Source organism: Hymenobacter coccineus (assembly GCF_001816125.1).
GTDB classification, from domain to species: domain Bacteria; phylum Bacteroidota; class Bacteroidia; order Cytophagales; family Hymenobacteraceae; genus Hymenobacter; species Hymenobacter coccineus.
On sequence record NZ_MDZA01000315.1, the window covers coordinates 1 to 26,208 of the forward strand.

Annotated in this window: 16 protein-coding genes and 2 pseudogenes; 13 read left to right on the top strand and 5 right to left on the bottom strand. The window is 62.6% G+C overall.

Going from position 1 to position 26,208, the window contains the following annotated elements:
• Positions 1-127 precede the first annotated feature (127 nt).
• The 5 genes from BEN49_RS16510 to BEN49_RS16530 all read left to right on the top strand — a co-directional run bounded on the left by BEN49_RS16510 (position 128) and on the right by BEN49_RS16530 (position 5,405).
• A complete protein-coding gene (locus BEN49_RS16510) occupies positions 128-1,033 on the top strand; it encodes a methyltransferase domain-containing protein (protein WP_070745264.1) in 906 nt (301 codons plus the stop codon).
• Positions 1,034-1,158: 125 nt separating this feature from the next.
• Positions 1,159-2,796 carry an Ig-like domain-containing domain gene (locus BEN49_RS16515; RefSeq protein WP_070745267.1) on the top strand — a complete coding sequence of 546 codons (1,638 nt, stop codon included), beginning with the start codon at positions 1,159-1,161 and terminating at the stop codon, positions 2,794-2,796.
• An 866-nt stretch (positions 2,797-3,662) separates the two neighbouring features.
• Complete coding sequence (locus BEN49_RS16520) at positions 3,663-4,157, top strand: DUF4385 domain-containing protein (RefSeq protein WP_070745270.1); 495 nt, start codon at positions 3,663-3,665, stop codon at positions 4,155-4,157.
• A gap of 73 nt (positions 4,158-4,230) precedes the next feature.
• Complete coding sequence (locus BEN49_RS16525) at positions 4,231-4,716, top strand: hypothetical protein (RefSeq protein ID WP_070745273.1); 486 nt, start codon at positions 4,231-4,233, stop codon at positions 4,714-4,716.
• A gap of 287 nt (positions 4,717-5,003) precedes the next feature.
• Entirely contained in the window at positions 5,004-5,405 is a 402-nt protein-coding gene (locus BEN49_RS16530) for a hypothetical protein (RefSeq protein ID WP_070745275.1), read from the top strand.
• 105 nt (positions 5,406-5,510) lie between these two features.
• Here BEN49_RS16530 and BEN49_RS16535 read toward each other — a convergent pair whose 3' ends face one another.
• From BEN49_RS16535 to BEN49_RS16555, 5 genes are all read right to left on the bottom strand, one after another.
• Positions 5,511-6,914, bottom strand: a complete 1,404-nt coding sequence (locus tag BEN49_RS16535) for an inorganic phosphate transporter (RefSeq protein ID WP_070745278.1) — start codon at positions 6,912-6,914, stop codon at positions 5,511-5,513.
• Positions 6,915-7,122: 208 nt separating this feature from the next.
• Positions 7,123-8,121: a DUF4249 family protein gene (locus BEN49_RS16540; protein WP_070745281.1), complete on the bottom strand. Its 999-nt coding sequence runs from the start codon at positions 8,119-8,121 to the stop codon at positions 7,123-7,125.
• 5 nt (positions 8,122-8,126) lie between these two features.
• On the bottom strand, positions 8,127-10,532 hold the full coding sequence (locus BEN49_RS16545) for a TonB-dependent receptor (protein ID WP_070745284.1): 2,406 nt from the start codon (positions 10,530-10,532) through the stop codon (positions 8,127-8,129).
• A 289-nt stretch (positions 10,533-10,821) separates the two neighbouring features.
• Positions 10,822-11,439, bottom strand: coding sequence for a porin family protein (locus tag BEN49_RS16550; RefSeq protein ID WP_070745287.1), 618 nt, complete (start codon positions 11,437-11,439; stop codon positions 10,822-10,824).
• A 45-nt stretch (positions 11,440-11,484) separates the two neighbouring features.
• Complete coding sequence (locus BEN49_RS16555; protein WP_070745290.1) at positions 11,485-12,108, bottom strand: porin family protein; 624 nt, start codon at positions 12,106-12,108, stop codon at positions 11,485-11,487.
• A 253-nt stretch (positions 12,109-12,361) separates the two neighbouring features.
• Here BEN49_RS16555 and BEN49_RS16560 point away from each other — a divergent pair, with 253 nt between their 5' ends.
• The 8 genes and pseudogenes from BEN49_RS16560 to rnr all read left to right on the top strand — a co-directional run bounded on the left by BEN49_RS16560 (position 12,362) and on the right by rnr (position 26,201).
• A complete protein-coding gene (locus BEN49_RS16560; RefSeq protein ID WP_070745293.1) occupies positions 12,362-13,873 on the top strand; it encodes a glycine--tRNA ligase in 1,512 nt (503 codons plus the stop codon).
• A gap of 57 nt (positions 13,874-13,930) precedes the next feature.
• On the top strand, positions 13,931-14,179 hold the full coding sequence (locus BEN49_RS16565; protein WP_070745296.1) for a DUF433 domain-containing protein: 249 nt from the start codon (positions 13,931-13,933) through the stop codon (positions 14,177-14,179).
• Positions 14,180-14,373: 194 nt separating this feature from the next.
• Positions 14,374-14,619: pseudogene (locus tag BEN49_RS30985) on the top strand (DUF5615 family PIN-like protein); the annotation flags it as partial.
• A gap of 56 nt (positions 14,620-14,675) precedes the next feature.
• Positions 14,676-17,114 carry an efflux RND transporter permease subunit gene (locus BEN49_RS16570; RefSeq protein WP_070745299.1) on the top strand — a complete coding sequence of 813 codons (2,439 nt, stop codon included), beginning with the start codon at positions 14,676-14,678 and terminating at the stop codon, positions 17,112-17,114.
• A gap of 189 nt (positions 17,115-17,303) precedes the next feature.
• Positions 17,304-20,683 (top strand): annotated as a pseudogene (gene ileS, locus BEN49_RS16575) (isoleucine--tRNA ligase).
• Positions 20,684-20,849: 166 nt separating this feature from the next.
• Complete coding sequence (locus BEN49_RS16580) at positions 20,850-21,506, top strand: lipoprotein signal peptidase (RefSeq protein WP_070745303.1); 657 nt, start codon at positions 20,850-20,852, stop codon at positions 21,504-21,506.
• A gap of 103 nt (positions 21,507-21,609) precedes the next feature.
• Positions 21,610-23,532 carry an ABC transporter ATP-binding protein gene (locus BEN49_RS16585; protein WP_070745332.1) on the top strand — a complete coding sequence of 641 codons (1,923 nt, stop codon included), beginning with the start codon at positions 21,610-21,612 and terminating at the stop codon, positions 23,530-23,532.
• Positions 23,533-23,717: 185 nt separating this feature from the next.
• Positions 23,718-26,201, top strand: a complete 2,484-nt coding sequence (gene rnr / locus BEN49_RS16590) for a ribonuclease R (RefSeq protein ID WP_070745306.1) — start codon at positions 23,718-23,720, stop codon at positions 26,199-26,201.
• The last annotated feature ends 7 nt before the right edge of the window (positions 26,202-26,208 follow it).

Here is a 26,208-nt window from a genome sequence, read left to right on the forward strand (position 1 = left end):
GGAGGCAGCAGCACGGCCGCCCGGCCCGGCCATTTACCTTTGCCGCGTTAGGCACCGCGCTGCGGCGGCACCGGCCTGGAAGAATCCGACCGGTGCCGTGCGGCCGGGGCCCCAATCCGCACAGCCTGTGAATTACGAGAAAATAGCCAAGTGCCCCGTTTGCGGCAAAACCGAGTTTCGCAACAAGTTGGTGGTGGAAGACCGCACCGTGAGCCACGAAAGCTTCGCCGTGGTGGAGTGCGCGGCCTGCGGGTTTCAGTTCACCAACCCCCGCCCGGGGCCCGACGACATCGGGCGCTACTACGAATCGGACGCCTACGTGTCGCACAACAGCGGCGCCGCCGGCCTCATAAACCAGGTGTACCGCCTGGCGCGGGTGTTCACCATGCGCAGCAAAGTGCGCCTGCTGAACCGGTACGCCCCCCAGCGCGGCCGCGTGCTGGACTACGGCTGCGGCACGGGCCATTTCCTGGCCGCGGCCCGGGGCGCCGGCTGGCAAGTGGCCGGCCTCGAGCCCAACGCCACCGCCCGCGCCGAGGCTACCCAGCGCGTGGGCCAGCCCATTGGGGCCCCCGAAGATTTGGCCACACTGGAAACTGGCTCGTTCGACGCCATCACCCTCTGGCACGTGCTCGAGCACGTGCACGCCCTCAACGAAACCCTGGCCCAGCTCGTGCGGCTGCTGCGGCCGGGCGGCGTGCTGCTCATCGCCGTGCCCAACGCGGCCAGCTTTGATGCGCAGCACTACGGGGCCCGGTGGGCGGCTTACGACGTGCCCCGCCACCTCTACCACTTCGTGCCCGCCACCATGGCCCGGCTGCTCAAAAAGCACCGGCTGGCCCTGCGCGCCACCCTGCCCATGCCCCTCGATGCCTACTACGTGAGCCTGCTGAGCGAGCCCGCCGGGGGCGGGGCCGCCCGCCTGCTGCGCGCCCTGCGCCTGGGCTTCGCTTCCAACCGCGCCGCTGCCCGGCACGAAGGACAATATTCCAGCCTGCTCTACGTAGCGGGAAGGGCGGCGGCGGGGAGTTAAAAGTGAAAAGTGAAGAATTAAAAAGGACCAGGGCGGGCGCCAAACGCGCTTGGTCATGGTCCTTTTTTAATTCTTCACTTTTCACTTTTAACTATTTTTTTAATTCTGATTATCAACAAGGTAATATGCTTTTTTGCGTAAAACGATGGCTGGCCGTGGCGGCCCTGGGGGCCCTGGCGAGCTGCGCGGCCGTGGCCCGCCCCAGGGGCCCCCGCGACGTGACGCCGCCGCGCCTCGTCAGCAGCGTGCCCGACAGCGCGGCCCGCAACGTGAAATTACAGTCGGTGCGGCTCGTATTTTCGGAGTACGTGCAGGTGAAAGACCTGAGCAAGAACCTGCTCATCACGCCCCAGCTGGCGCCCGACAACAACTACAAGCTCCGCGAGGACCGCAACACGGTGACGCTGCTTTTCGACAAGCCACTGGCCGACAGCACCACCTACAGCTTCAACTTCCGCAGTGCGGTGGTAGACATTACGGAGAGCCTGCCGGCCAAAAACGCCCAGCTCAGCTTCAGCACCGGCGCCGTGCTCGACTCTGGGGCCGTGCGCGGCACCGTCACGGAGTTGCTCACGGCCCTGCCCGCCAACGACGTGAGCGTGGCCCTGTTCCGCGTGGCCGACACGGCCGGCGTGCGCCGCGGCCGGCCCTACTACCTCACCCGCACCGATAAAAAAGGCCTCTACCTGCTGGGGTTTCTGCGGGCGGGGCCGTACCGGCTCTACGCTTTCGTGGATAAAAATACCAACAACCGCTTCGACGAGGGCGAGCAGATTGGCTACCTGGCGGCGCCCGTGGTGGTGGGCCCCACGCCCCTCGTGGTGGACTTGCAGCTGACCCGGCCCGACCGCCGGCCGCCGCTGCTCACCACCCAAACCCCGGGGCCCAACGTGCTGCGCATCGTCTTCAACGAAGGGCTGGCCGCCGCCGCCCTGGCCCCGCTGCCCGCCGCCGACCCTGCCCGCAACCCGGCCCCCGAGGCCGTGCAGCTCGCCGACGCGGGCCGCAACGTGCTGCTCTTCAAATCGCCGGGCCTGGCCGACGGCCGCTACCTGCTCACGGCCACCGACAGCAGCGGCAACGTGGCCCGCGATACGCTGGCCGTGCGCTTCCCGGTGCCCGGTGCCAACGCCCGCAAGGCCCCCGAGCTACCGGCCTTCGCCGTGGAGGGCAACCCGCGCAGCGTGTACCGCCAGGGCCGCCTGCGCCTGCAATTCCCGGTGCCGATGCTGGCCGTGGCCGGCCGCCCGGTGGGCACCCTGGTGGAGGACTCGGTGCGCCGCCGCCCCCTACGCCTGCCCGCCGACGGCACCTTCAACGCCGCCCGCACCGAGCTGACGGTGGTGCTGAACACCCAGGCCAAGGACCGCGTCGAGCTCCTCATCGACAGCACCGCGCTGCTGCCCGTCACGGGGCAGGCCCTGCGCTGGCCCCGCCGCCCGCTGCGCTTCGAGCTGGCCGAGGTAGACCCCGACGGCACGCTGTTCGGCACCGTCAAAACTGAGCGCAAGAGCTTCGTTTTGCAGCTGCTGAACGACAAGTACGAGGTGATGCAGTCGCTGGCCTCGCCCGTGGGCAAGTACCGCTTCGAGCACGTGCCCCCTGGCAAGTACCGCCTGCGCGTGCTCGTGGATGCCAACGGCGATGGCCGCTGGCAGGGCGGCAACCCCGACCTGCTCACCCCGCCCGAGCCGGTGGTGCTGCTCCCCAAGGTGCACCAGATGCGCTCGAACTTCGAGCTGGAGGAACCCGTGGCGTTTTAGTCAGGCACCAGCCTGGGGCCTACTGGGCGGCCTCGCCCCGAAAGGAAGGGGTGCGTTCACTTAGAAACAGGTACTGGCACCCCTTCCTTTTGGATTTCGCACATCAAGCGGCGTGAGCCGGGGGAAAAGTCATCCTTGCACATTGATTGGGAAACTGCCCGCGTAATCCACATTGGGGGATAACTTTAGGCTGTTTCCAGTTACTGAGGGCTTTTTTGGGCGGTAATCCACCCGTTTTCCACCGGCTTATCCACATCCTTTTCACTGGGGCCCCATTTTGGTGGATAACCTGGGGGAAACCCACCGGGCACGGGTGGATAACATGCGCACAACTTTATTTGGTGGGAAAGGGGCCCCGCACAGGGCGCGCGGCCTGGGGACAACCGGGGATAACTCCCCCACCAGATATGCCCAATCCCCACCGGCCCCGCTCGGTGGATTGTGCGTATGTGGAGAACGTGGGGATAGGTGGAAAATCCAATCAACATGCTGACAGACAGCATAATGATATCCACATTGCCGGTGGATATCTGGTGGACAACCCCCGCATTACCCACAAGTTATCCGCACGGTGGATAACCCCGCTGGGTTGTCCACTTGTTAACGTCCCTAATAACTGGAAATAGAAAGGGTTTTTTTAGAAAAAAATTTAATCAAAGTTTATCCAGGTGGAAAACTCCCGGCCCGGGCCCCAGCACGCTTCCGCCGGCCGGGCTCGGGCGCTGGCCAGCCGGGGCCCCGCGCATTCCCGTTGGGGCCACCAGCCGGCCGGTTATCCACGGAGTTGTTCACCTTGTCCCCACTGGGGCCCCCAGCCGGCCGGTTATCCACGTACTTATCCACTTTATCCCCACTGGGGCCCCCAAATGCCGTTCGACTACACCCTCGATTTCCACACCGTTGATTTCCGCCAGCACCCCGAGCTGTACCGCGTGGGGCGCGGCGAGCAGGGCGTGCTGCTGGTGCAGCCCTACAAGGGCGAGATTCTGCCCCACTGGCGTTTCAAAGATGCGGCGGCGGCCACGGCTTCCTCGGAAGCTATTTGGGGCCTGTTCGAGGCGTATTTGAAGGCCGACGACTTTGTGGGGGCCGATATGGCGCGCAAGTTTTTGCAGATGGGCTTCACCCGGGCCCGGCGCTACGCCAACCACCGCGGCGGCAAGAAGTACGACGGCCCCGTGCCGGCCGACAAAAAAGGCCAGAGCGGGGCCCACGGCCGCGCCGAGCTACCCCGCACCGCCGCGCCCGACCCCGACAAGGTAGCGGCTGCCGAAATCTTCGGCCGGCAGTGGGACGCGGCCAAGGCCCACCCCGAGTACGTGCGCCAGAAAGACGCTTTTATTGCCCGCTACGGCAAGTAGCCGGGGCCCCCGGCCAACGCCGGGCCCCGCGCCCCGTTCTTACCTTTGTCTATCACCTTTACTGACTAGCCCAATGGCAACCATTCAGCCCTCCAGCATCGAGGAAAACGAAATTACCCTGGGCACCGGCATGGGCCTGCTGCGCTTCGGCGCCACCATGGACGAGGTGCGGACCCTGGTGGGCGAGCCCGAGGAAATTGAGGAGTCGGAAGACGAAGACGAGTTTGAGCACCAGGAGTGGGTGTACCACGAGGAGGAATACCTCGTGTCGCTGTACTTCGACCGCGAGGACGATTTCCGCCTGAGCTGCATCGAAACCGACAACCCCAACATGCGCCTTTTCGGCGAAATCATCCAGGGCCAGCCGCTCGAAAAGATCCAGGCTCTGATGCAGCGCAACGGCGTCGCCGATGCCGAAGTGGAAAACATGGACGGCGGCGAGACGCGCCTGAGCTATGAGCAATCGATGATTGATTTGTACTTCGACGAGGGCCTGCTGCAATTCGTCAACTTCGGCGTTTTCATCAACGACGAGCTGGAAGTGCAGTGGCCCAAATAGGTTCCGGCAGTTATCCACAAAACAGCCCTTTTTCGCTGTGGATAAGTGGATAACTCGGTGATAAAGGCCTATTTATCGTTAGAACTGAATATTGTTGGCCTGCGCATCCCGGCGCTTGCCGGCCCGAAAGCAAAAAGCGGCTACCCAGTTCGGCGGGTAGCCGCTTTTTGCTTTCGGGCCGCTGCGGCCTTGTGTGTGGAGAGGGGAGAAGGCCGCAGTGGTTTAGTAATTATTTAATATATTTAATTTTATATTTGATAATTGTCAAACCATTCCCTGCTTTTGCCATGAGAAAAGTCCTTTGCTGCTTGCCCGTCTTGTTTGCCTGCGCCGGGGCCCTGCCCGCCCAGGCGCAAAAGTCTTTGGCCGGTACCGCTTGGGTGGGTACGGCCAGCGTGCCCGAGCCCACCGAGGTCGTGTTGCAATTCAAGCAAGACACGGTGTTCATGTTCGTGAAGGACAGCAAGCAGCTGGCCGAAACCATGCACTACACGCAGAAGGGCAACCACCAATTCGTGTGGCAAAAAATAAGCGGCGGCAGCCCCTGCGACACCCAAACCCCCGGTACTTGGGCCTACAAAATCAAGAAGGACGAGATTATGTTTACGCCAGTGAACGACCCCTGCCCCGGGCGGACGGAGGCCTCGCTGGGCAAGCCTTTCAAAAAAACCACCTGGCCCCAGCCGTAGCCGCGGGGCCCCCGCGCTACGCCCCAAACGCAGCAACGCCCGGCGCACTTCGCAGTGGCCGGGCGTTGTAGTAGGGCCCCCAGAGGCCCTGAGCAGGAAGAGGATTTACCCCAGCACGGCGCGGAAGAGCAGGAACAGGGCCCCGGAGAGCACCATCGTGACGGGCACGGTGAGCACCCAGGCCAGGGCGATGTTGCGCACCATCTGGGGGTTGAGGTTTTTGATGCCGCGGTTGGCCACCATGCTGCCGGCAATGGCCGACGAGAGCACGTGCGTGGTGGAGGAAGCCAGGCCAAAGGCCGTGCTGGCCCCGATCATGGCGGCGGCCACCAGCTCGGAGCTGGCGCCCTGGGCGTAGTTGAGGTGCTCCTTGCCGATGCGCTCGCCAATGGTGGTCACAATGCGCTGCCAGCCGATCATGGTGCCGCAGGCCAGCGAAAAGGACACCACCAGCAGCACCCACCAGGGCGCGTAGTCGGTGAAGGTTTTCATCTCCTTGATGGCCCCGTCGTAGGTGGCGCGGTCCTGGGTGCTGAGGCTCACCTTATCGGAGCCGAGCAGCGATTTGGCGCGGTTGGCGGCCAGCAGGATGGCGCGCCGAATTTCGAAGCGGGCGTTCTGAGGCAGTTGGGCCACGTCGGTTTTGCCGGCGAATACGCGGTCGAGGTTCGCGGTCTGGGCGTTTACCTCGGCCAGCAGCTTTTGGTCGGCGGGGCTCAGCTCGGCCTGGTTCACGCGGCTCATCACGAACTCCACCTGGGTCAGCGACTGGCGCAAATCGAGCGGGTTCTTGCTCTGGTCGAGGGCGTAGAAGGTAGGCACGATGCCGATGAGGATGAGCATAATGAGGCCCACGCCCTTCTGGCCATCGTTCGAGCCGTGGAAGAAGCTCACCAGCGTGCACGTGATGACGAGCAGCAGCCGGATCCAGAGGGGCGGGGGCTTGCGCTTGTGCGGCTCCTTGAAAATGGCCTTGCTCTTCACGAAGCGCTTGAGCAGGAACATCATGCCGATGGTGAACGTGAAGCCCAGCACCGGGCTGGTGATGAGCGCCAGGCCCGTTTCGCCGGCCTTGGTCCAGTTCACGGCCGCGCCCTTGGAGCCCGGTAGCAGCGAGAAGGCGATGCCCACGCCCAGGATGGAGCCGATGAGCGCGTGCGACGACGACGAGGGCAGGCCGTAGTACCAGGTGCCCACGTTCCAGATGATGGCGGCCACAATCAGGGCCCCCACCATGGCAATGCCGTGGTACACGTTCTGGTCCACGAGGCTCTCAACGGGCAGCAGGTACACGATGCCCATGGCCACGCCAATGCCGCCGGCAAACACGCCGATGAAGTTCCAAAACGCCGACCAGACCACGGCCACCCAGGGCCGCAGCGTGTTGGTATAAATGACCGTGGCCACGGCGTTGGCCGTGTCGTGGAAGCCGTTGACGAACTCGAATGCGCAGGCGGCCAGCAGGCACACGCCCAGCAGCAGCAACACATGTGGTTCTAATCCAAACATATAAGGGGAGTTGATAGTTGAGCGGGGTGCAGTTCGGGGGCAAAGGTAGCGGGGTATTCGGCAGCGGCTATGTTACCGAATTGTGACCACAAATAGCCGATTGCCTAATAAACGGGGCAATGCGTGCCCGCAGGGGCCCCGCCGCCCAACGCAAAAAGCCCGGCCAGGCCGGGCTTACAGGGCCCCAGGGCCCCGGCACCAATGGTACTTAAAGGGGAATGCGCAGCACTACATCGCTGGCCCCGGCAAACAGCCCGTAGCCGCCCGGCACGTTGGAACGCAGCGGCGCGGGCTCGGCAAAGATGCTTTGTTCGGTGTCGTAGTAGCGCTGCACCGACTGGTAGTAATTGTATGTATCGGCGGGGATGCCGCTTACGAGCACCTCGATGAAGGCCGGCGCCGGCGGGTTGGGATAATTGCCGTAGCCGCTTGGCGGGCTGTAAAAAAACCGCACCTTGCTGCTGTACACCAGGCGCTGGCCGTTGCGGCCGGCGTCGCTCACGGGCAGCGTCTGGTAAAAGGTACCGGGGTCCGAGAGGTCGAAGCGGTTTAGGTTGACGTCGGGCCCCACTTGGTCGTCGCGGTCGCTGTTGTCCTGGAATACGCGGCCCCAGGGCTGGCCGCTGGCGTCCAGCACCCGGGCGTAGGCCAAGTAGTAGTTGGCGGTAGCTGCATCGTCGAACACCGCGAAGGAAAGCCGGCCGAATTGGTTTTGCGAGGGCGAAGCCGCGGCCGCCTCTGGCACAAAGCTGCCGGCCCCCAGCACGGGCAGGGCCGGCAGGGCCAGCGCGGCTTCCACGGTTTCCACGCCCGGGGCGCTGGCCCGCAGGGTGTAGCGCTGGCCGGGCTGGCCCACGTAGCCGCGGGTGGGTGCGTAGTAGCCGCGCACGGTATCGTTGGCGTACTGGTTCCGGTTTCTAGCCCGGAACTGCTCCACTACCTGCCCGGCGTCGTCGCGCAGCTCCACCGTGGCGTCGGCGCGGCCCGTCAGATTCTTGGTGGCCAGCACGCTCTGGCTGGTACTTACGTACAGGTCGCGGGCATCGCCGTAAAACTGCCAATTGCCGGCTTGGGCCACGCCGTTGGTCAGGGTGTAGATGAGGGCCAGCCGGGGCGTGTGGGCGGGCGGTTCCACGCTCACCACCGATTCGCAGCCGGCAAGGGCCCCCGCGGCGGCCAGCGGCAGCCAGAGAAAGGATTTTTTCATGGGGCTCAAAATTTAAAGGCCTTGCTGACCGAGGGGATGATGGGAAACAGCGACACCTGGCGGTAGCTGGGTGGCCGGGCCACCGTGCCGTCGTTGTTGAAGTAAGCCGCCTGGAAGTACAGGTAGTAGGGGTTGTTGCGGCTGTACACGTTGTAGATAGAGAGGCTGTTAACAATTTCGCCCCAGCGCTTTTTCTTGGTTTTGCTCAGGTCCAGGTCGAAGCGGTGGTAGGCGGCCATCCGGAACGAGTTGCGGTCGCCGTAGTCGTTGTAGCCCTGCTGGGGGTCCGTTTGGAAGCGGCCCGAGGCGAGGGTGGTGGCGTTGCCCGTGCCGTACACCCAGGTGCCGGAGAGCGTGAGCGTGGGGCTGAAGTGGTGGATGACGACCAGGGAAATGTCGTGCCGCCGGTCGTATTTGTAGGGGAACGCGCGGCCCCCGTTCAGCTCCGGGAAGCGGCGGGTGCTCCAGGCCAGGGTGTAGCCCAGCCAGCCGGTGGTGCGGCCGGTTTTCTTCTGCAAAAACAGCTCGCCGCCGTAGGCCCAGCCCTGGCCGCTGGTCACCTTGCTTTGCCAGTCGCTATCGGTGGTGTTCAGGAAGCTGGCCCCCTCGCGGTACTCCACCAGGTTCTGCATGGGCTTGTAATAGGTCTCGAAGCTAAACTCGAAGGCCTCCCCCTTGTAGCGCAGCGTGCGGGCCGCGCCCAGGCTGATTTGGTGCGCCAGCTGGGGCCGCACCGCCGCCGTGGCCGGCACCCACAGGTCGGTGGGCAGGCCGATGCCGCTGTTGGTGAGCAGGTGGATGAACTGCGTGGTGCGGGCGTAGGCCGCCTTCAGGGCCCATTCGTCGGTGAGCATGAAGCGGGCGGCCAGGCGCGGCTCCAGCGACGGGTAGCCCTTGCCGTCCACGAAGTAGCCGTTCAGGCGCAGGCCGGCGTTCACCTTCAGCCGGTTGCTGAGGCGGTAGTCGTCCTCCACATACAGGGCGCTTTCGGTGGCCAGCACGCGGCTGCCCAGGGTGGCGCCGCTCCGGGCCGTGTCCACGCGCTCGGTTTGGGCGAAGGCCCCGGGGCGGAAGGCGTGCCGCGTGAGCTGGGCCCCGAACCGCACGTAATGGTCGGGAGAGGGCGCGTAGTCGAAGTCCGTTTTCAGGCTGAAGTCGCGGATGTTCGAAAAGTAGCGCAGGCTGCCGGTGGTGGTTTGGGTGCCGGCCTGGCCCGGGGCCCCCGTGCGGTCTTCCCGGTTCTGGCCCACGTCGAACTGGTACTGGCTGTAGGTGAGGTGGGTGTTCAGAAACAGCCGGTCGTTTACGACGTGGTTCCAGCGCAGGGCCCCCGTGAGGTTGCCCCAGCCGAGGTCGACGTCGGAGCGGGTGTAGGTGGCCTGGGTATTGTCGGCGTCGCGGGTGTGGGCGTAGAAATTATCGGAGCCCCGGTAGGCACTCAGGTACAGGCGGTCGCGGCGGCTGAGCTTCCAGTTGAGCTTGCCGTTGAGGTCGTAGAAGTAGTAGCCCAGCGTGCCGGCCAGCTTTTCGCCGGCCAGCTGCGCCTTTATAAACGGCTGGGCCACCACGTCGATGTACGTGCGCCGGGCCGAGACGATGAACGAGGCCACGTCCTTCTTGATGGGGCCCTCCAGCGTGATGCGCGAGGCCACCAGCCCGATGGCCCCTTCGCCGTGAAAGGCTTGGTCGTTGCCCTCCTTCATCGAAATATCGAGCACCGACGAGAGCCGCCCGCCGTAGCGCGCCGGAAACCCGCCCTTGATCAGCTCCACGTTGTTGAGCGCGTCGGCGTTGAAAACTGAGAAGAAGCCGAACAGGTGGGAGGCGTTGTACACCGGCGTGCCGTCGAGCAGAATCAGGTTCTGGTCGGGCGAGCCGCCGCGCACGTACAGGCCGCTGGTACCCTCGCCGCCGCTCTGCACGCCGGGCAGCAGTTGGAGCACCTTCAGCACGTCGGTTTCGCCCATGAACTTGGGGAGGCTCTTGATTTGGGCAATGGGCACGTTGATGGTGCCCATGCGCGTGCTGCGGGGCCCCCGGTCTTCGGCCGCGGGGTCGGCCACTACCTCCACGCCGGCCAACTCGTTGGGCGCGGGCGCGAGCAGGAAGTCGTGGCCCGCGCTGCCGGTGGCCGGGGCGGCCCAGCGGCCGCGGGCGTAGCCCACGTAGCTCGTCGCCAGCCGCACCGAGTCGAGGCCCGCGGCGGGCAGCGTGAGAGAGTAGAAGCCGTAGGTGTTGGTGGCGGTGCCCAGGCCGGTGCCGGCCTGCACCACGGCCACCCCGATGAGGTTTTCGCCCGTGGCCCGGTCGCGCACGTAGCCGCTGACGGTGACGCGGGCTGGCCCTTGGGCACACGCGGAACCCGCGCCGAGCAGCAAGCCCGGCAGTAACCAGCAATAAAGTAGCTTCATAGGAAGGAAAGGAGGATGGGGTAGCATCCGGGTATTCAGGGCCCTAAGGTAGCGGGCCGGGGCCCTAAGTATGAGTATTCAATGAGCCAATAGTTGCCCATTCAGTTGCTTTCGACCGGAAAATACTGGGGCCCCAGCCGAGCTGGGTAAGGAAGCACTAGGGGGCCCAGCGCCTTCGTTGCGGCGGGAAAGCCCTGGTAGGCTGGCTGGCAGCATAGAAACCGAACGGCAACAAAAAGCCCGTTCTTCCTGGAAAAACGGGCTTTTTGCTATTGTTCAGGGCTACAGCTTACTTTCCGCCCAGCATGTATGTCAGGTACAGCTGGAAGGCGCTGTTGCGAACGCCTCGGCCGTTGTAGTATTCTTGGACATTCTTGAAACCACCGTTGTAGCGTAAGCCAATACCCGGGCCGGCCGGCAATTGGTAGCCTAAGCCCGCAGCATAGCCAAAATCTATTGCTTTATAGCTGTCGCGGTTGTTAGAAGAACCAGCTGGGTAATTAGCGTTGCCGTCCCGCGTAAACTTGGTTGCCACCAGATAACCAAATTGGGGCCCTGCCTCGAAGAACAAACCGCCGGCGTTGATGCGCGCTAGCACAGGCACATCAATGTAGTGTAGTGTCTCCCTTCTATTATCGAGGTCACCAAATGGGTCGACCCCACTGATTTTATAGCCCTTCATGGAGTACAACAGTTCGGGTTGAATGGAGAAAACGTCGCTGAGCGGTAGGTTAGCCACGAACCCGCCGTGGAAGCCGAACTTGTTTTTATAATCGAAACCCGTAGTGCCGTCGCCAACCATATTGGTCAGTGAAGCGCCGGCTTTGATGCCGAACGAGGGGCTTTGGGCCTGGGCCGCGGCGGCTGTAACGGCCAGCAGCGCGGTGGCGAGCAGTGTTTTTTTCATGCGAGATGGGTAGAAAATGAGTGCGGAAGAACTACTGTGTATGATTTACTTCCCGCCCAACATATAGGTCAGGTACAGCTGAAAGGCGCTGTTACGGATACCTTGGCCGTTGTAGTATTCGGCAAAGTTCTTGAAGCTGCCATTATAACGCAAGCCAATGCCCGGTCCGGCGGCCAACTGGTAGCCCAGGCCCGCGGCGTAGCCAAAGTCCACCTTGCGGTAGCCATCGCGGCTGCGGTAGGAGCTAGACGAATTATTGCCATTGCCGTCAACCGAGTATTTAGCCGATACCAGATAGCCCAATTGGGGCCCTGCTTCGAAGAACAAACCGCCAGCGTTGATGCGCGCCAGTATGGGCACATCGATGTAGTTTAATGATTGTCTCTTGTCCACCAAGGGTCCACCCCCAAGACCGTCACTTGCTCTGAATCTGTAGCCCTTCATGGAGTACAATAGCTCGGGCTGAATGGAGAAAACGTCGCTGAGCGGCAGGTTGGCCACGAATCCGCCGTGGAAGCCGAACTTGTTTTTATAATCGAAGCCCGTGGCGCCATCCCCAACCGCGTTGGTGAGCGAAGCGCCGGCTTTGATGCCGAACGAGGGACTTTGGGCCTGGGCCGCAGTGGCCGCAACGGCCAGCAACGCGGTGGCGAGCAGTGTTTTTTTCATGCGAATAGGGTAGGAGATAGGCGTGGAAAGAGGAATGAAAGGTGAATGTACTGGCTCCCCCGCGCTGGCCGTGGGGCTCTTAGCCTTGGGCCCCACGGCCGGCGCGGGGGAGCCCTGGGTTTGGGATGAGCCGGCGTGGGGCCCCTTGGTTGCTTTTATCCCAGAAAAAAATCGACGCGCGGGCTATGCGCTTGCCCGTACCTATTCTTGTTTGTGCCCATCTAGGTACAAGCAGGCGCTAACTTTGCCCCTTATGAGCAACCCCACTGCCCCCGCCGACGCGGCCCAGCTGAAAGACATTGTGGCCCACGCCAAGGAATACGGCTTCGTGTTCCAGTCCTCCGAGATTTACGACGGCCTAGCCGCCGTGTACGACTACGGCCCCAACGGCGTGGAGCTGAAAAACAACCTCAAGCGCTTGTGGTGGGAGGCCATGACGCAGCTGCACGACAACGTGGTGGGCCTCGACGCCGCCATTTTCATGGACCCCCGCACCTGGGAGGCCAGCGGCCACGTGGCAGGCTTCAACGACCCGCTCATCGACAACCTCGACAGCAAGAAGCGCTACCGCGCCGACGTGCTGCTGGAGGAAAAAGCCGCCGAGTACGAGAAAGCCGGCGACCCCGCCCGCGGCGCCGCCCTCACCGCTGAGATGGGCCGCCTGCTGACGGCCAACGACTTGGCCGGCGTGCGCCAGCTTATCATCGACGAGGACATCAAGTGCCCCGTGTCGGGCACCGGCAAGTGGACGGAGGTGCGCCAGTTCAACCTGATGTTCTCAACCCAGGGTTCGGCCGTCGATTCCGACGCGCCGCCTGTGTACCTGCGGCCCGAAACTGCCCAAGGCATTTTTGTCAACTTTCTGAACGTGCAGAAGTCGGCGCGCCAGAAGGTACCGTTTGGTATCGCCCAGATTGGCAAGGCGTTCCGCAACGAGATTGTGGCCCGGCAGTTCATTTTCCGGATGCGCGAGTTTGAGCAAATGGAGATGCAATTCTTTGTACGCCCCGGCACCGAGGAGCTGTGGTACGACACCTGGAAGGCTGCCCGCCGCCGCTTCCACGAGGCCGTGGGCCTGAGCCCGGCCAAGCTGCGCTTCCATGACCACGACAAGCTGGCTCACTACGCCAAGGCCGCCGTGGACATTGAGTACGAATTTCCGTTCGGCTTCAAGGAAATCGAGGGCATCCACTCGCGGGGCGACTTCGACCTGACCCAGCACCAAACCCTGAGCCGCAAGAAGCAGCAGTACTTCGACGCCGACCTGGACCCCGCCACCGGCAAGGCCTACGGCAACTACGTGCCCTTCGTGGTGGAAACCTCCGTGGGCGCCGACCGCCTGTTCCTGGCCACGCTCTGCGAAGCCTTTGCCGAAGAAACCATCACCGAGGGCGAAGGGGAGGCTCAGCAAACCAAAACCCGCACCTTCCTGAAGCTGCCCCCGGCGCTGGCCCCGATCAAGGCTGCCATCTTCCCGCTGGTGCGCAAAGACGGCATGCCCGAGAAGGCCCAGCAAATATTCGACGACTTGCGTTTTGACTTCCGCGTGACCGTGGAGGAAAAGGACGCCATCGGCAAGCGCTACACTCGCCAGGACCTCATCGGCACGCCCTTCTGCATCGTGGTCGACGGCCAAACCCTGGAGGACGACACCGTGACCGTACGCCACCGCGACACCCGCGAGCAAACCCGCATGCCCATCAGCGCATTACGGGCCTACATCGCCGAAGCCGTGAGCTTCCGCCGCATCTTCAAGCAGCTGTAGGGTTGCACCTTTTAGGAGGTATATTCGTTACCAGTCCTTGCTAAATTCCTGAAGGTTATGGATACCGCCGACACCTATATTTTCGACCGCATCACCGTTAATCCGGCCCGTTGCAGTGGCCGCCCCACTATTCGGGGAACCCGGCTCACGGTGACCAATATCCTGGATTTCCTGGGTGCGGGCGACTCGGTAGAAGACATGCTTGATGAATATCCGCAATTAGAGCGGGAAGATGTGCTGGCCTGCATTCAATTTGCTACTGCTACCGTGCGGGAGAAGTACGAGCCGCAAGAAGTTATTTACTAGACAATGGTTTTTTTACGTCTGTAAATCAATTGGTTGTACTAATTGTAAATAATTTCAAGTAAAACCATTTCCGGGCCGCGGATACAGGTCAGCAGGTTTGCTTCATGAATAGAAGATTCCTACTCGATGCAAACCTTTCGTCACGTTCGCGGCACTGGTAGCAGCCTGCATTTGAATCGGCTGCCGATTATTGGGACGACCACACCGTTTGGCAATACGCCGCTGCGCACAATCTGATTATCGTAACCAAAGACGTGGATTTTGAGGAGCGAGCCCTGCGTTATGCGCCCCCAGCCGTAGTACGGTTTTGCACGGGCAACATGCGGCGGCAGGCGTTTCGCACGTTTCTAAGCGAGGCGTGGCCGCGTATCTTGGCGGTGCTTGACCAACCGGGGGTGCGGTTGGTACGTGTATATGCCGACCGGCTGGAAACCGCTTAGGCAAGTCGCGTACATGGGGCCCCTACCTTTACTTATTCGCTAATTTTCTGACGCTTATGTGGGGACACATCGCCCTCTTTATCATCAAGTACCGCATCTGGCTGCTGAGCCTCGTCGGTGTTTCGACTGCGTACATGGCCTGGGTAGCCAAGGATGTGGAGATGACCTACGACTTTGCCCAGGTGGTGAGCCCGAAGGACCCCGACATGGTATACTTCCAGCAGTTCAAGAAAACCTTCGGCGAGGACGGCAACATCCTCGTGCTGGGCATGCAGGACAGCTCGGTGTACCAGCTCAAAAACTTCAGCCAGTTCCAAAGCCTCACCGACACGCTGGCCAAGGTGCAGGGCGTGAGCGGGGTGCTGGGCATCACGCGCCTCATTCAGATTGAGAAGGATACAGCCCAGGGGCGGTTCGTGACGGCCCCTGTATTTAGGGCCCCGCCGCGCTCGCAGCACGAGCTGGACTCGCTACTGCGGGTGGTGAACAGCATTGAGTTCTATAAGGGCCAGATTATTGCGCCCCGCTCCGGGGCCACGCTGCTGGCCGTAACGCTCGACCCGGCTTACTTGAACTCCAGCCGCCGGCAGGCGGTGATGAACAACATCCTGGGCCACGCCGGGCGGTTCGAGAAAACCACCGGCATCAAGCTGCACTACGCAGGCCTGCCCTACGTGCGCTCGACGATGACCACGAAGGTGGCCGGCGAGATGAAATTCTTCGCCCTGCTGGTGCTAGTCGTGATGGGCGTCACGCTGTTCCTATTCTTTCGGACGTGGTCGGCGGTGGTGTTTCCGCTGCTGGTGGTGGCCATCGTGATGATCTGGTGCATTGCCAGCATCGTGCTGCTGGGCTTCAAAATCAACTTGCTCACGGGCCTGATTCCGAGCATTTTGGTGGTGATTGGGGTGCCCAACTGCACGTACCTGCTCTCGCGCTACCACTACGACTACCGCAAATCGGGCAACCAAATTCTGGCCATGACGCGGGTAATCCGCAAAATCGGCCTCATCACGCTCATGAACAACACGACCACGGCCATTGGCTTCGTGGTGTTCACCTTCACCGACATCGCCATTCTCTACCAGTTTGGGATGGTGGCCACGATCAACATTTTCGTGGCCTTCGTCATCAGCTTTATCATGATTCCGGCGGTGTTTACCTTCTTGCCGCCGCCCACCGAAAAGCAGCTCGAACACCTCGATTCGAAGCCGCTGATTGGCATCATCCACTTCCTGGATTACATCGTGCTCAACCGCCGCGGCACCGTGTACCTGGCGGCGCTGGGCCTGCTCGTCATCGCCGGCCTGGGCATCCGCAAGATTGAGGCCGTGTCGTTTATGGTGGACGACCTGCCTAAGTCCAGCTCGGTGAACACCGACTTGGACTTCTTCCAGGCCCATTTCAGTGGGGTAATGCCCCTGGAGTTTGTGGTGGACACGGGCAAGCCCAACGGTCTACTCAAGTTGCCCAACTTGCAGAAAATCGACCAGTTTGAGAAGTTCCTGCGGGCCCAGCCGGAGCTGTCGCCGCCCATCAGCATTGTCACCTTCATCAAGGCCGCCACTCAGGCATTCTACAACGGTAGTCCGGATTTCTACCACCTACCCGACAATTCGGATAAGAATTTTATCCTGAGCTACTTGGGTAACTCCAAGGGCACCGGCGCGGGCACCGACAGCAAGCTCATCCGCTCGTTCATCGACAGCAAATCGGAAAGCGCCCGCATCAGCCTGAAAATTGCCGACGTGGGTTCGCACAAGCTCGATACGCTGGTGAACCGCCGCATTCAGCCCGCCATCGACCGCATTTTCAAGGGCACGGGCATGAAGGTGACGCGCACGGGCACGACGGTGATTTTCACCAAGGGCAACGAGTACGTCATCGGTACGCTGCAAGAGAGCCTGTTGTGGGCCTTCGGGCTGGTGGCGCTGGTGGTGCTGCTGCTGTTCCGCTCGTTCCGCACCATCTTTTATGCCCTCACGCCCAACCTCGTCACGCTCTCGCTCACGGCCGGCATCATGGGCTACATCGGCATTGCCCTCAAGCCCAGCACGGCCCTGATTTACGTGATTGCGCTGGGCATCGACGGCGACAACTCCATCCATCTGCTGGCCAAGTTCCGGCAGGAAATGGCCATCGGGGGCCGCACCGTGCGCGAGGCCATTACCAACACGCTGAGCGAAGCCGGCACGAGCATGATCTACACTAGCATCGTGCTGTTTATCGGCTTTAGCATCTTCGCCTTCAGCGAGTTTGGGGGCACCAAGGCCCTGGGCGTCCTCATGGGAGCCTCGCTGCTCATCACCAACTTCTCAAACCTGGTGCTGCTGCCAGCGCTGCTCGTCACCTTCGAGCACGGCAAAAACGAGCAGATGCCCGGTGGGGCCCCCATTCGCCATTACGACGACAGCTACCACGAGGAAGACGACGACATGGACCAGAACCTGCAACGCCTGAGCGTGGAGCGCGCCAAGCCCGCGAAGACGGTTTAAGCCACTTAAAATACCTTTAGAATAAACCCAAAGGCCGTCATGCTGAGTGAGTTCAAAGCATCTCTTCCACAGCAGTAACCACTGATTAGTGGAGCAGTACAGATGCTTCGACTGCGCTCCACTCAGCACGACGGTTCTCATTGAATGAAAAAGCTAACAGCTAACCGCTGTCAGCTAATAGCTTAAAACATGAAATACCCCGAATACAAACAGCCGCTCGACTACGCCAAAGTAGGAGAGGACGTGCTGGCTTGGTGGCAGCAAAACCACATTTTTGAGAAGAGCGTGAGCAGCCGCGAAGGCCAGCCCACGTTCGTGTTTTACGAGGGGCCCCCGTCGGCGAATGGGGCCCCCGGCATCCACCACGTGATGGCGCGGGCGGTGAAAGACATCTTCTGCCGCTACCAAACCATGCTCGGCAAGCAGGTGCCCCGCAAGGGCGGCTGGGATACCCACGGCCTGCCCATCGAGCTGCAAGTGGAGAAGGAACTGGGCATTACGAAGGAAGACATCGGCCACAAAATCAGCATCGAGGACTATAACCAGCGCTGCAAGGAAACGGTCATGCGCTTCAAGGCGCAGTGGGACGACCTGACCCAGAAAATGGGGTACTGGGTGGACCTCGACGACCCCTACGTGACCTTCGAGCCCGAGTACATCGAGAGCTGCTGGGCCCTGCTCAAAAAGCTCTACGACAAGGGCTTGCTCTACAAAGGCTACACTATTCAGCCCTACTCGCCCGCCGCCGGCACCGGCCTCAGCTCGCACGAGCTGAACCAGCCCGGCACCTACAAGGACGTGAAGGACACGACCGCAGTGGCGCAGTTCAAGGTGAAGCACGACGAGAAATCGGAGAAGCTGTTTGCCGCCGCTGGGGCCCCAAATGCCAACGTATTTATCCTGGCCTGGACGACCACACCCTGGACGCTGCCGGCCAATACCGGTTTGGCGGTGGGCAAGAACATTCCGTACCAGCTCATCCGCACGTTCAACCCGTACACGTTCGAGCCCATCCACGTGGTGCTGGCTAAAGCCCTAGTGGGCCGGTATTTCAGCGAAAAAGGCGCCGCTGCGCTGCTGGAAGGCTATGCCGAAAGCGACCACAAGCTACTGCCGTGGCGCCTCGAAGGCGAGTTTACCGGCGCGGACTTGGTCGGCATCAATTACGAGCGTTTGTTCGATACTGAAGCCGGTTTCCCGCATTTTGAAGGCGAAGAAAATGCGTTCCGCGTCATCCCCGCTGATTTTGTGACGACGGAAGACGGCACGGGCATCGTGCACATCTCGCCCACGTTCGGCGCCGATGATTTTCGGGCGGCGCAGTTGGCGGGTATTCCGGCGCTGATGGTGCCCGACGACCAGGGCAAGCTGGGGCCCATTGTGGACCGCACGGGCCGCTACGTGGCCCAAATGGGCGAGTTTGGTGGCCGCTGGGTGAAGAACTACGACGGCCACGACCAGAGCGGCGCCGACTATAAGACGCTGGACGAAAGCATCGCCATCCGGATGCGCACGAACGGCACGGCCTTCAAAACCGAGAAGTACGAGCACACTTACCCGCACTGCTGGCGCACCGACAAGCCGGTGCTCTACTACCCGCTTGATTCGTGGTTCATCAAGACCACGGCGGTGAAAGACCGGCTCATCGAGCTCAACAAAACCATCAACTGGAAGCCCGAAAGCACCGGCAGCGGCCGCTTCGGCAACTGGCTGGAGAACTTGGTGGACTGGAACCTGAGCCGCTCGCGCTACTGGGGCACGCCGCTGCCCATCTGGCGCACCCAGGACCGCACCGAGGAAATCTGCATCGGCAGCATTGCCGAACTGAAGGCGGAGATTGACAAGGCCGTGGCGGCCGAAGTCATGACCCACAACCCCTATGCCAACGGCGAGAAAATTGACCTGCACCGGCCCTACGTGGACGATATTTTCCTCGTTTCGCCCAGCGGCCAGCCCATGTACCGCGAGCCGGACCTCATCGACGTGTGGTTTGACTCCGGGGCCGTGCCCTACGCCCAGTGGCACTACCCGATTGAAAACGCCGACATTTTCCACAAGAATTTCCCCGCCGATTTCATTGCCGAAGGCGTGGACCAAACCCGCGGCTGGTTCTTCACGCTGCACGCGCTGGCCGTGATGCTGGAAGATTCGGTGGCTTTCAAAAACGTGATTGCCAACGGCTTGGTGTTGGCCAAAGACGGCCAGAAGATGAGCAAGCGCCTCGGCAACGCCGTGGACCCGTTTGCCACCATCAAGCAGTTCGGGCCCGACGCCACCCGCTGGTACCTCATCGCCAACGCGCCGCCGTGGGACAACCTCAAGTTCGACCCCGCCGGCGTGGTGGAAGTGCAGCGCCGCTTCTTCGGCACGCTCTTCAATACGTACTCGTTTTACGCGCTGTACGCCAACCTCGACGGGTTTGAAATCGACGAAAACAACCGCGTGGCGCACGCCGAGCTGAGTGAGCTGGACCGCTGGGTGCTGAGCAAGTTGCAGTCGCTGGTAGCCGAAGTGCGCTTGCAGCTAGATAGTTACGACCCGACGAAGGCGCCCGGGCCATCCAGGATTTCGTGACCGACCACCTCTCCAACTGGTACGTGCGCCTCTCGCGCCGCCGCTTCTGGAAGGGCGAGCTGACGACCGACAAGCGCGGGGCCTACGAGACGCTAAATGAATGCCTCACCACTGTGGCGCAGCTCATGGCACCCATCGCGCCGTTCTTCGCCGAGTGGCTGTACCGCAACCTAAGCGGCGGCCAGGGCCCCGAATCGGTTCACCTCACGCTGCTGGCCGCGGCCGATGCCACCCGCATCGACAGGGCCCTGGAGGAGCGCATGGAGCTGGCCCAGCGCATCAGCTCGCTGGCCCACTCGCTGCGCAAGAAGTCGGTGCTGAAAGTGCGCCAGCCCTTGCAGCGCATTCTGGTGCCGGTGCTGAACGACACGACCAAGGAGCAAGTCGGCCTCGTGGAGGATCTGATTTGCGCCGAAATCAACGTGAAGCACATCGAGTTTCTGACCGATGAGAGCGGCGTGCTGGTGAAGTCGGTGAAGCCCAACTTCAAGCGCCTGGGCCAGCAGTACGGCCCCCGGCTGAAAGCTGTGGGGGCCCGCATTCAGGCCATGACGGCGGCCGAAATCTCCAGGCTGGAGAAGGAGGGAAGCCTCGCCGTGGAAGTCAACGGCGAGCCCATCACCCTGGCGCCCGACGACGTGGAAATCCGCACCGACGACCTGCCGGGCTGGCTGGTGGCCACCGATGGGCCCCTGACCGTGGCCCTCGACGTGACCCTAACCAACGAATTGCGCCAGGAAGGCCTTGCCCGCGAGCTGGTGAACCGCCTCCAAAACCTGCGCAAAGACTCGGGCCTGGAAGTGCAGGACCGCATCCGCGTGACGCTGGCCGACCAGGAGCCCGCCCTCACGGCCGCCGTGGCCGCCTTCGGCGACTACATTCGCACCGAAACCCAAGCGTTGGCGCTAGATTTTGCGCCCGCCGTGACTGGCGGCTCGGTGCTGGAATTTGACGACTTTGCGGTGCCCGTGCGCCTCGAAGTCGCAACTAGCTGAGGCTTAACGACTCGCCGGGGCCCTAAAACCCCGGCGCGTCCAACGCCGCACAAGTGTTCAATAAGCTCGTCTTTATTGGTTCAAAAGGCCAGTAAATCAGTTATAAAAGGTATAAAAGTCGATAAGCCGGTTCCCTGTTGCTTCGGCAACTTTCCGGCACGCTGCCATGCAACCAACCCGCACCACCCGCCCCCAAACGGCGCTCAAATTCTTCCTGCTGGCCCTGCTGGTCATCGGCATTGACCAGCTCTCGAAGTGGGCCGTGCACACCTACATGCAGCCCGGCATGCCGGGCGAAATCCCGCTCATTGGCCACTGGCTCAAGCTGCACTACACCCTCAACCCGGGCATGGCCTTCGGCGTGGAGCTGCCGCCGCCGTACGGCAAAATCATGCTCAGCGGCTTCCGCCTGCTGGCCGTGGGGGGCCTGAGCTGGTACATCGTGAAGCTGTGCCGCGAGCGGGCCGCCGCAGGCTTCATTGCCTGCATGGCGCTCATCCTGGGCGGGGCCGTGGGCAACCTGGTCGATTCCATCTTCTACGGCTTGCTCTACAAGAACGCGCCGTTTGGGGCCCCCACGCCCTGGTTCCACGGCCAGGTGATTGACATGATTTACGTCGACATCTACGAAGGCTTTTTGCCGCAGTCGTGGCCGCTGCTGGGCGGGAAGTACGTGTCGCTGTGGCCCATTTTTAACATCGCCGACTCGTCCATCTTCATCGGCGTCGCGCTGATTCTGCTTAACCAAAGCCGGTTTTTCCAGCAGGAGGAAGCCAGCCCGCAACCCGCGCCCGGCACGGCCGAAGCCCCGGCCGCGCACTAACTTCACGTCCCCGGGGCCCCAGCGGCCCCGGGGATTTTTCTTGCCTGCCACCGCGCTTGCTGCCGCGCTTTTTCGCCCCGCCGTTCCCTTGCCCTCGCCGCCCGTGCCCCAACCGTTACTCACCGTTTCCAACCTCACGCTCGATTTCCTCAGCCACCGCGGCCACACCCGCGCCGTGGACGGCGTGTCGTTTGAGCTGCGCCGGGGCGAAACGGTGGCGATAGTAGGGGAGTCGGGCTCGGGAAAATCGGTCACGTCGCTGGCGCTGCTGGGGCTGATTCCCATGCCGCCCGGCCGGCTGGTCTCGGGCTCAGCCGTGTTCCAGTCCGGGGCCCTGGGCGAAGTAGACCTGCTGACTTTGCCCGAAAAGCAGCTGCAAAAGGTGCGGGGCAACGACATCGGGATGATTTTTCAGGAGCCGATGACTTCCCTGAACCCGGTGCTCACCTGCGGGGCCCAGGTGGCCGAAGCCTTGCTGCTGCACACCAGCCTTAGCAAAGACGAAGCAAAAGCGCGTACCATCGAGCTGTTCACCGAGGCGCAGCTGCCGCGCCCGGCAGGCATCTTCACCAGCTACCCGCACGAGATTTCGGGCGGCCAGAAACAGCGCGTGATGATTGCCATGGCCATGGCCTGCCGCCCCGCGCTGCTCATCGCCGACGAGCCCACCACGGCCCTCGACGTGACGGTGCAGGCCCGGATGCTGCGCCTGATCGACGACCTGCGGCGCCAGTACGACACGGCCGTGCTCTTCATCACCCACGACCTGGGCGTGGTGGCCGAAATTGCCGACCGCATTTTGGTGATGTACCGCGGGAAAGTGGTGGAACAGGGCCCCGTGCTGGAAATTTTCGAAAATCCCCAACATCCGTACACAAAAGGCCTTTTAGCGTGCCGTCCGCGGCTTTCGGTGGGCCTGAAACGGCTGCCCGTGGTGGCCGATTTTATGGCCGAAGACGATAATGGGCTTCTGACGGCCCAGCCCGCGCCGGTGGTGGCCTTGGAGAATGAGGCACTTACGGATTCATCGCCCGAAATCGAGGCCCAGCAGTTACGGGATAATTCCGGTACCACCAAAACGTTCCCCGTGGAACATCTACAGACGGGCGTGGAACAACCGGCTATAAATAGGGCCCCCACGCGCCTGCTCCAGTCCGCTGAGGCTCCAACATTAGCCGCCAGCGCCAGCGTTTCGGGCGCGCAGCCGCTGTTGCAGGTGGAGAACTTGCAGGTGCACTTCCCCGTGCGCAGCGGCTGGTTCCAGCCCAAGGCCGTGGTGCGGGCCGTGGACGACGTGAGCTTCACGCTGTACCCTGGCGAAACGGTGGGCCTCGTGGGCGAGTCGGGCTGCGGCAAAACGACTTTAGGCCGGGCCCTGCTCCGCCTCACGGAACCTACCGCCGGCCGCATCCTGTTTGAAGGCACTGACCTCGCCCGGCTGCCAGCCGAGGAATTACGCCGCCGTCGGCGTGAGTTCCAGCTGGTATTCCAGGACCCCTACGCGGCCCTCAACCCGATGCTGACGGTGGGGGAGGCCATTTGGGAGCCCATGCGGGTGCACGGCGTGGGGGGCTCCCGGGCCGCGCAAAAGGCGCGGGTGCTGGAACTGCTGCAAATTGTGGGGTTGCGCGAGGAGCATTTCCTGCGCTACCCGCACGAGTTCAGTGGGGGGCAGCGGCAGCGCATTTGCATTGCTAGGGCCCTGGCCTTACAACCCAAGCTGATTGTGTGCGACGAGTCGGTGTCGGCGCTCGACGTATCGGTGCAGGCCCAGGTGCTGAACCTGCTCAACGACCTCAAGCGCGAGTTCGGCATCACGTACTTATTCATTACCCACGACCTGTCGGTGGCTCGCTTCATGAGCGACCGGCTGCTGGTGATGCACCAGGGGCGCATCGTGGAGAGCGGCCCGGCCGCTGCCATCTACGCCCACCCGCAGCACGCCTACACCCAAGGCTTGCTGGCCGCCATTCCCAAAGACAGCCTGGCTGACATCCGGTCGGCGGTGGCTGGGCGGCTTAAGTAATTAGCAGCGTCGTTGCGCTAGGAGAGCGGCCCGTAACCGCGCTTAGCAACCCGCAACGACCAACTAAGAACCAATCCTAAAACCTCGCGGCCACGGCCGCGTTTTACCTACCTACTGCCGGGCTCCGCCCGGCTTCTCCGCCCGCCGCCTCGGCTCAATTCACTTATTGGCGGCCTACGTTTTAAATGGAACCAACGAATCCCCCCCGGCCGGCCCGCGCCAAGCGCGAACAGCCCGCCCCCGCGCCCATCACCCAAGAGCTGGTACTCCGCGCATTTACCGACAACCCCGACAAAGTGCTGGCCTACCGCCAGCTCTCGCGCCGCCTGGGCGTGACCACCAAGCAGCAGCGCGAGGAGATATTTGGCTACCTCAAAAAGCTGCGCCAGCTCGGCGCCATTACGCTGCTCCAGAACGACGAGTACCGCCTGGCCGATGCCAGTGCTGCCCCCGCGACGGAGCAGCCCGCCAAGGGCAAGAAAACCGCCAAGTCTGGGGCCCCTGCCAGCCAGCTGGCCAGCCACGAGCGGGCCGCCGAGTTCGGCCAGGACCCCATCGTGCACCGCCGCCGTGAAGCTGGCTTCGACTACGTGGGCGGCGACTCGCGGCCCAGCCGCGACGCCAACACCATCATCGGCACGGTGGATTTGGCCACGGCCAACTTTGCCTTTGTGATTCCTGAGGCGGAGGGCAGCGACGACATCCGCGTGTTCACCGACCAGCTCAAGTTTGCTTTGCAGGGCGACGTGGTGCGGGTGCGGATGCGCGGCTCGCGCGACGGCCGGCCGGTGGGCGACGTGGTGGAGGTGCTCAAGCGGCAGCGCCCCGAGGTGGTGGGCCGCCTGCAGGTGCAAGGCACGCTGGGCTTCGTGAAGCCCGACAACCGCAAGATGTACTTCGACGTGTTCGTGCCGCCGCACGCCCTGGGCGATGCCCGCAACGGCGACAAGGTGCTCGTGCGCATCGTGGAGTTTCCGGAGGACAGCAACCGCCAGCCGACGGGCGAGGTGGTGCGCAACTTCGGCCAAGCCGGCGGCAACGAGGCCGAGATTAACGCCATCATGGCCGAGTTCGGGTTGCCGTTTGAATTTCCGTCAGAAGTGGAGGAAGAGTCGGAAGCCATTTCCGATGTCATCCCCGAATCGGAAGTGGCCCTGCGCCGCGACTTCCGCAACATCACCACCTTCACCATCGACCCGGCCGACGCCAAGGATTTCGACGACGCGCTGTCCATCGAAAAGCTGGAGAACGGCAACTGGGAAATCGGCGTCCACATCGCCGACGTGACCCACTACGTGCGCCCCAACACCGAACTGGAGCGCGAGGGCAAGCACCGCGCCACGTCGGTGTACCTCGTGGACCGGGTGATTCCGATGCTGCCCGAGCGGCTGTCCAATGGCCTCTGCTCGCTGCGGCCCAACGAGGACAAGCTGACCTTCTCGGCCGTGTTTGAGCTGGACGAGGCGGGCAAGCTCTATGAGTCGTGGTTCGGCAAAACCGTCATCCACTCCGACCGCCGCTTCTCCTACGAAGACGCCCAGGAGCGCATCGAAAATGGCGAGGGCGACTACGCCGAGGAGGTGAACACGCTCAACGGCATTGCCAAGAAGCTGCACGCCCAGCGCTTCAAGCAGGGGGCCATCAGCTTCGAAACCCAGGAGGTGAAGTTCCGCCTGGCTCCCGATGGCAAGCCACTCGGCGTGTTCGTGAAGGAGCGCAAGGACGCGCACAAGATGATCGAGGAGTTTATGCTGCTGGCCAACCGCAAGGTGGCCGAGTTCGTGTTTAACCTCAAAAAGACCAAGCCGCGCTACACCATGGTGTACCGCACCCACGACGCCCCCGAGCCCGAGCGGCTCCAGAACTTCGCCCTCTTCGCCCAGAAGTTCGGCTACACCCTTAAGCTCGACAACCCCAAAAAGGTGAGCACCGAGCTGAACACCCTGAGCGAGGAAGTGATGGGCAAGCCCGAGCAGAACGTGCTCCAGGGCTTGGCCATCCGCACCATGTCGAAGGCCATTTACTCGACCGAGCCGCTGGGCCACTTCGGCTTGGCCTTCGCGCACTACTCGCACTTCACCTCGCCCATCCGCCGGTACCCCGATATGATGGCCCACCGCCTGCTGGAGCACTACCTGCTGGGCGGCAAGAATGTGCCCGTGGAGCCGGTGGAAGACGAGTGCAAGCACTCGTCGGCCCGCGAGAAACTGGCGGCCAACGCCGAGCGCGCCAGCATCAAGTTCAAGCAGGTCGAGTTCATGGCCGACGAAATTGGCAACGTCTTCAAGGGCGTGGTGTCGGGCCTCACGGAGCGCGGCATGTACATCGAGATTGAGTCGAACAAGTGCGAGGGCATGGTGCGCCTGAGCGACATTCCAGGCGACACCTTCGAGCTGGACAAGGACAACTACCGCATCGTGGGCCGCGGCAGCAAGCGCATCATCCAGTTCGGCGACGAGCTGGAGGTGGTGGTGAAGTCGGCCAACCTGCTCGACCGCACCATCGACTTCGACCTCGTGGACAACCGGCCCGACGACGTGAAGCGCCGCGAAGCTGAGGAGCGCAAGGCCCAGCGCAACGCTCCTCGCGGCTACCGCGAGCATTCGGGCGGCGGCCATAAGGGAGGCGGCTCCAAAGGGGGCCCCAAGGGCGGCAACCGCCGCCGCTAGCCGGCCC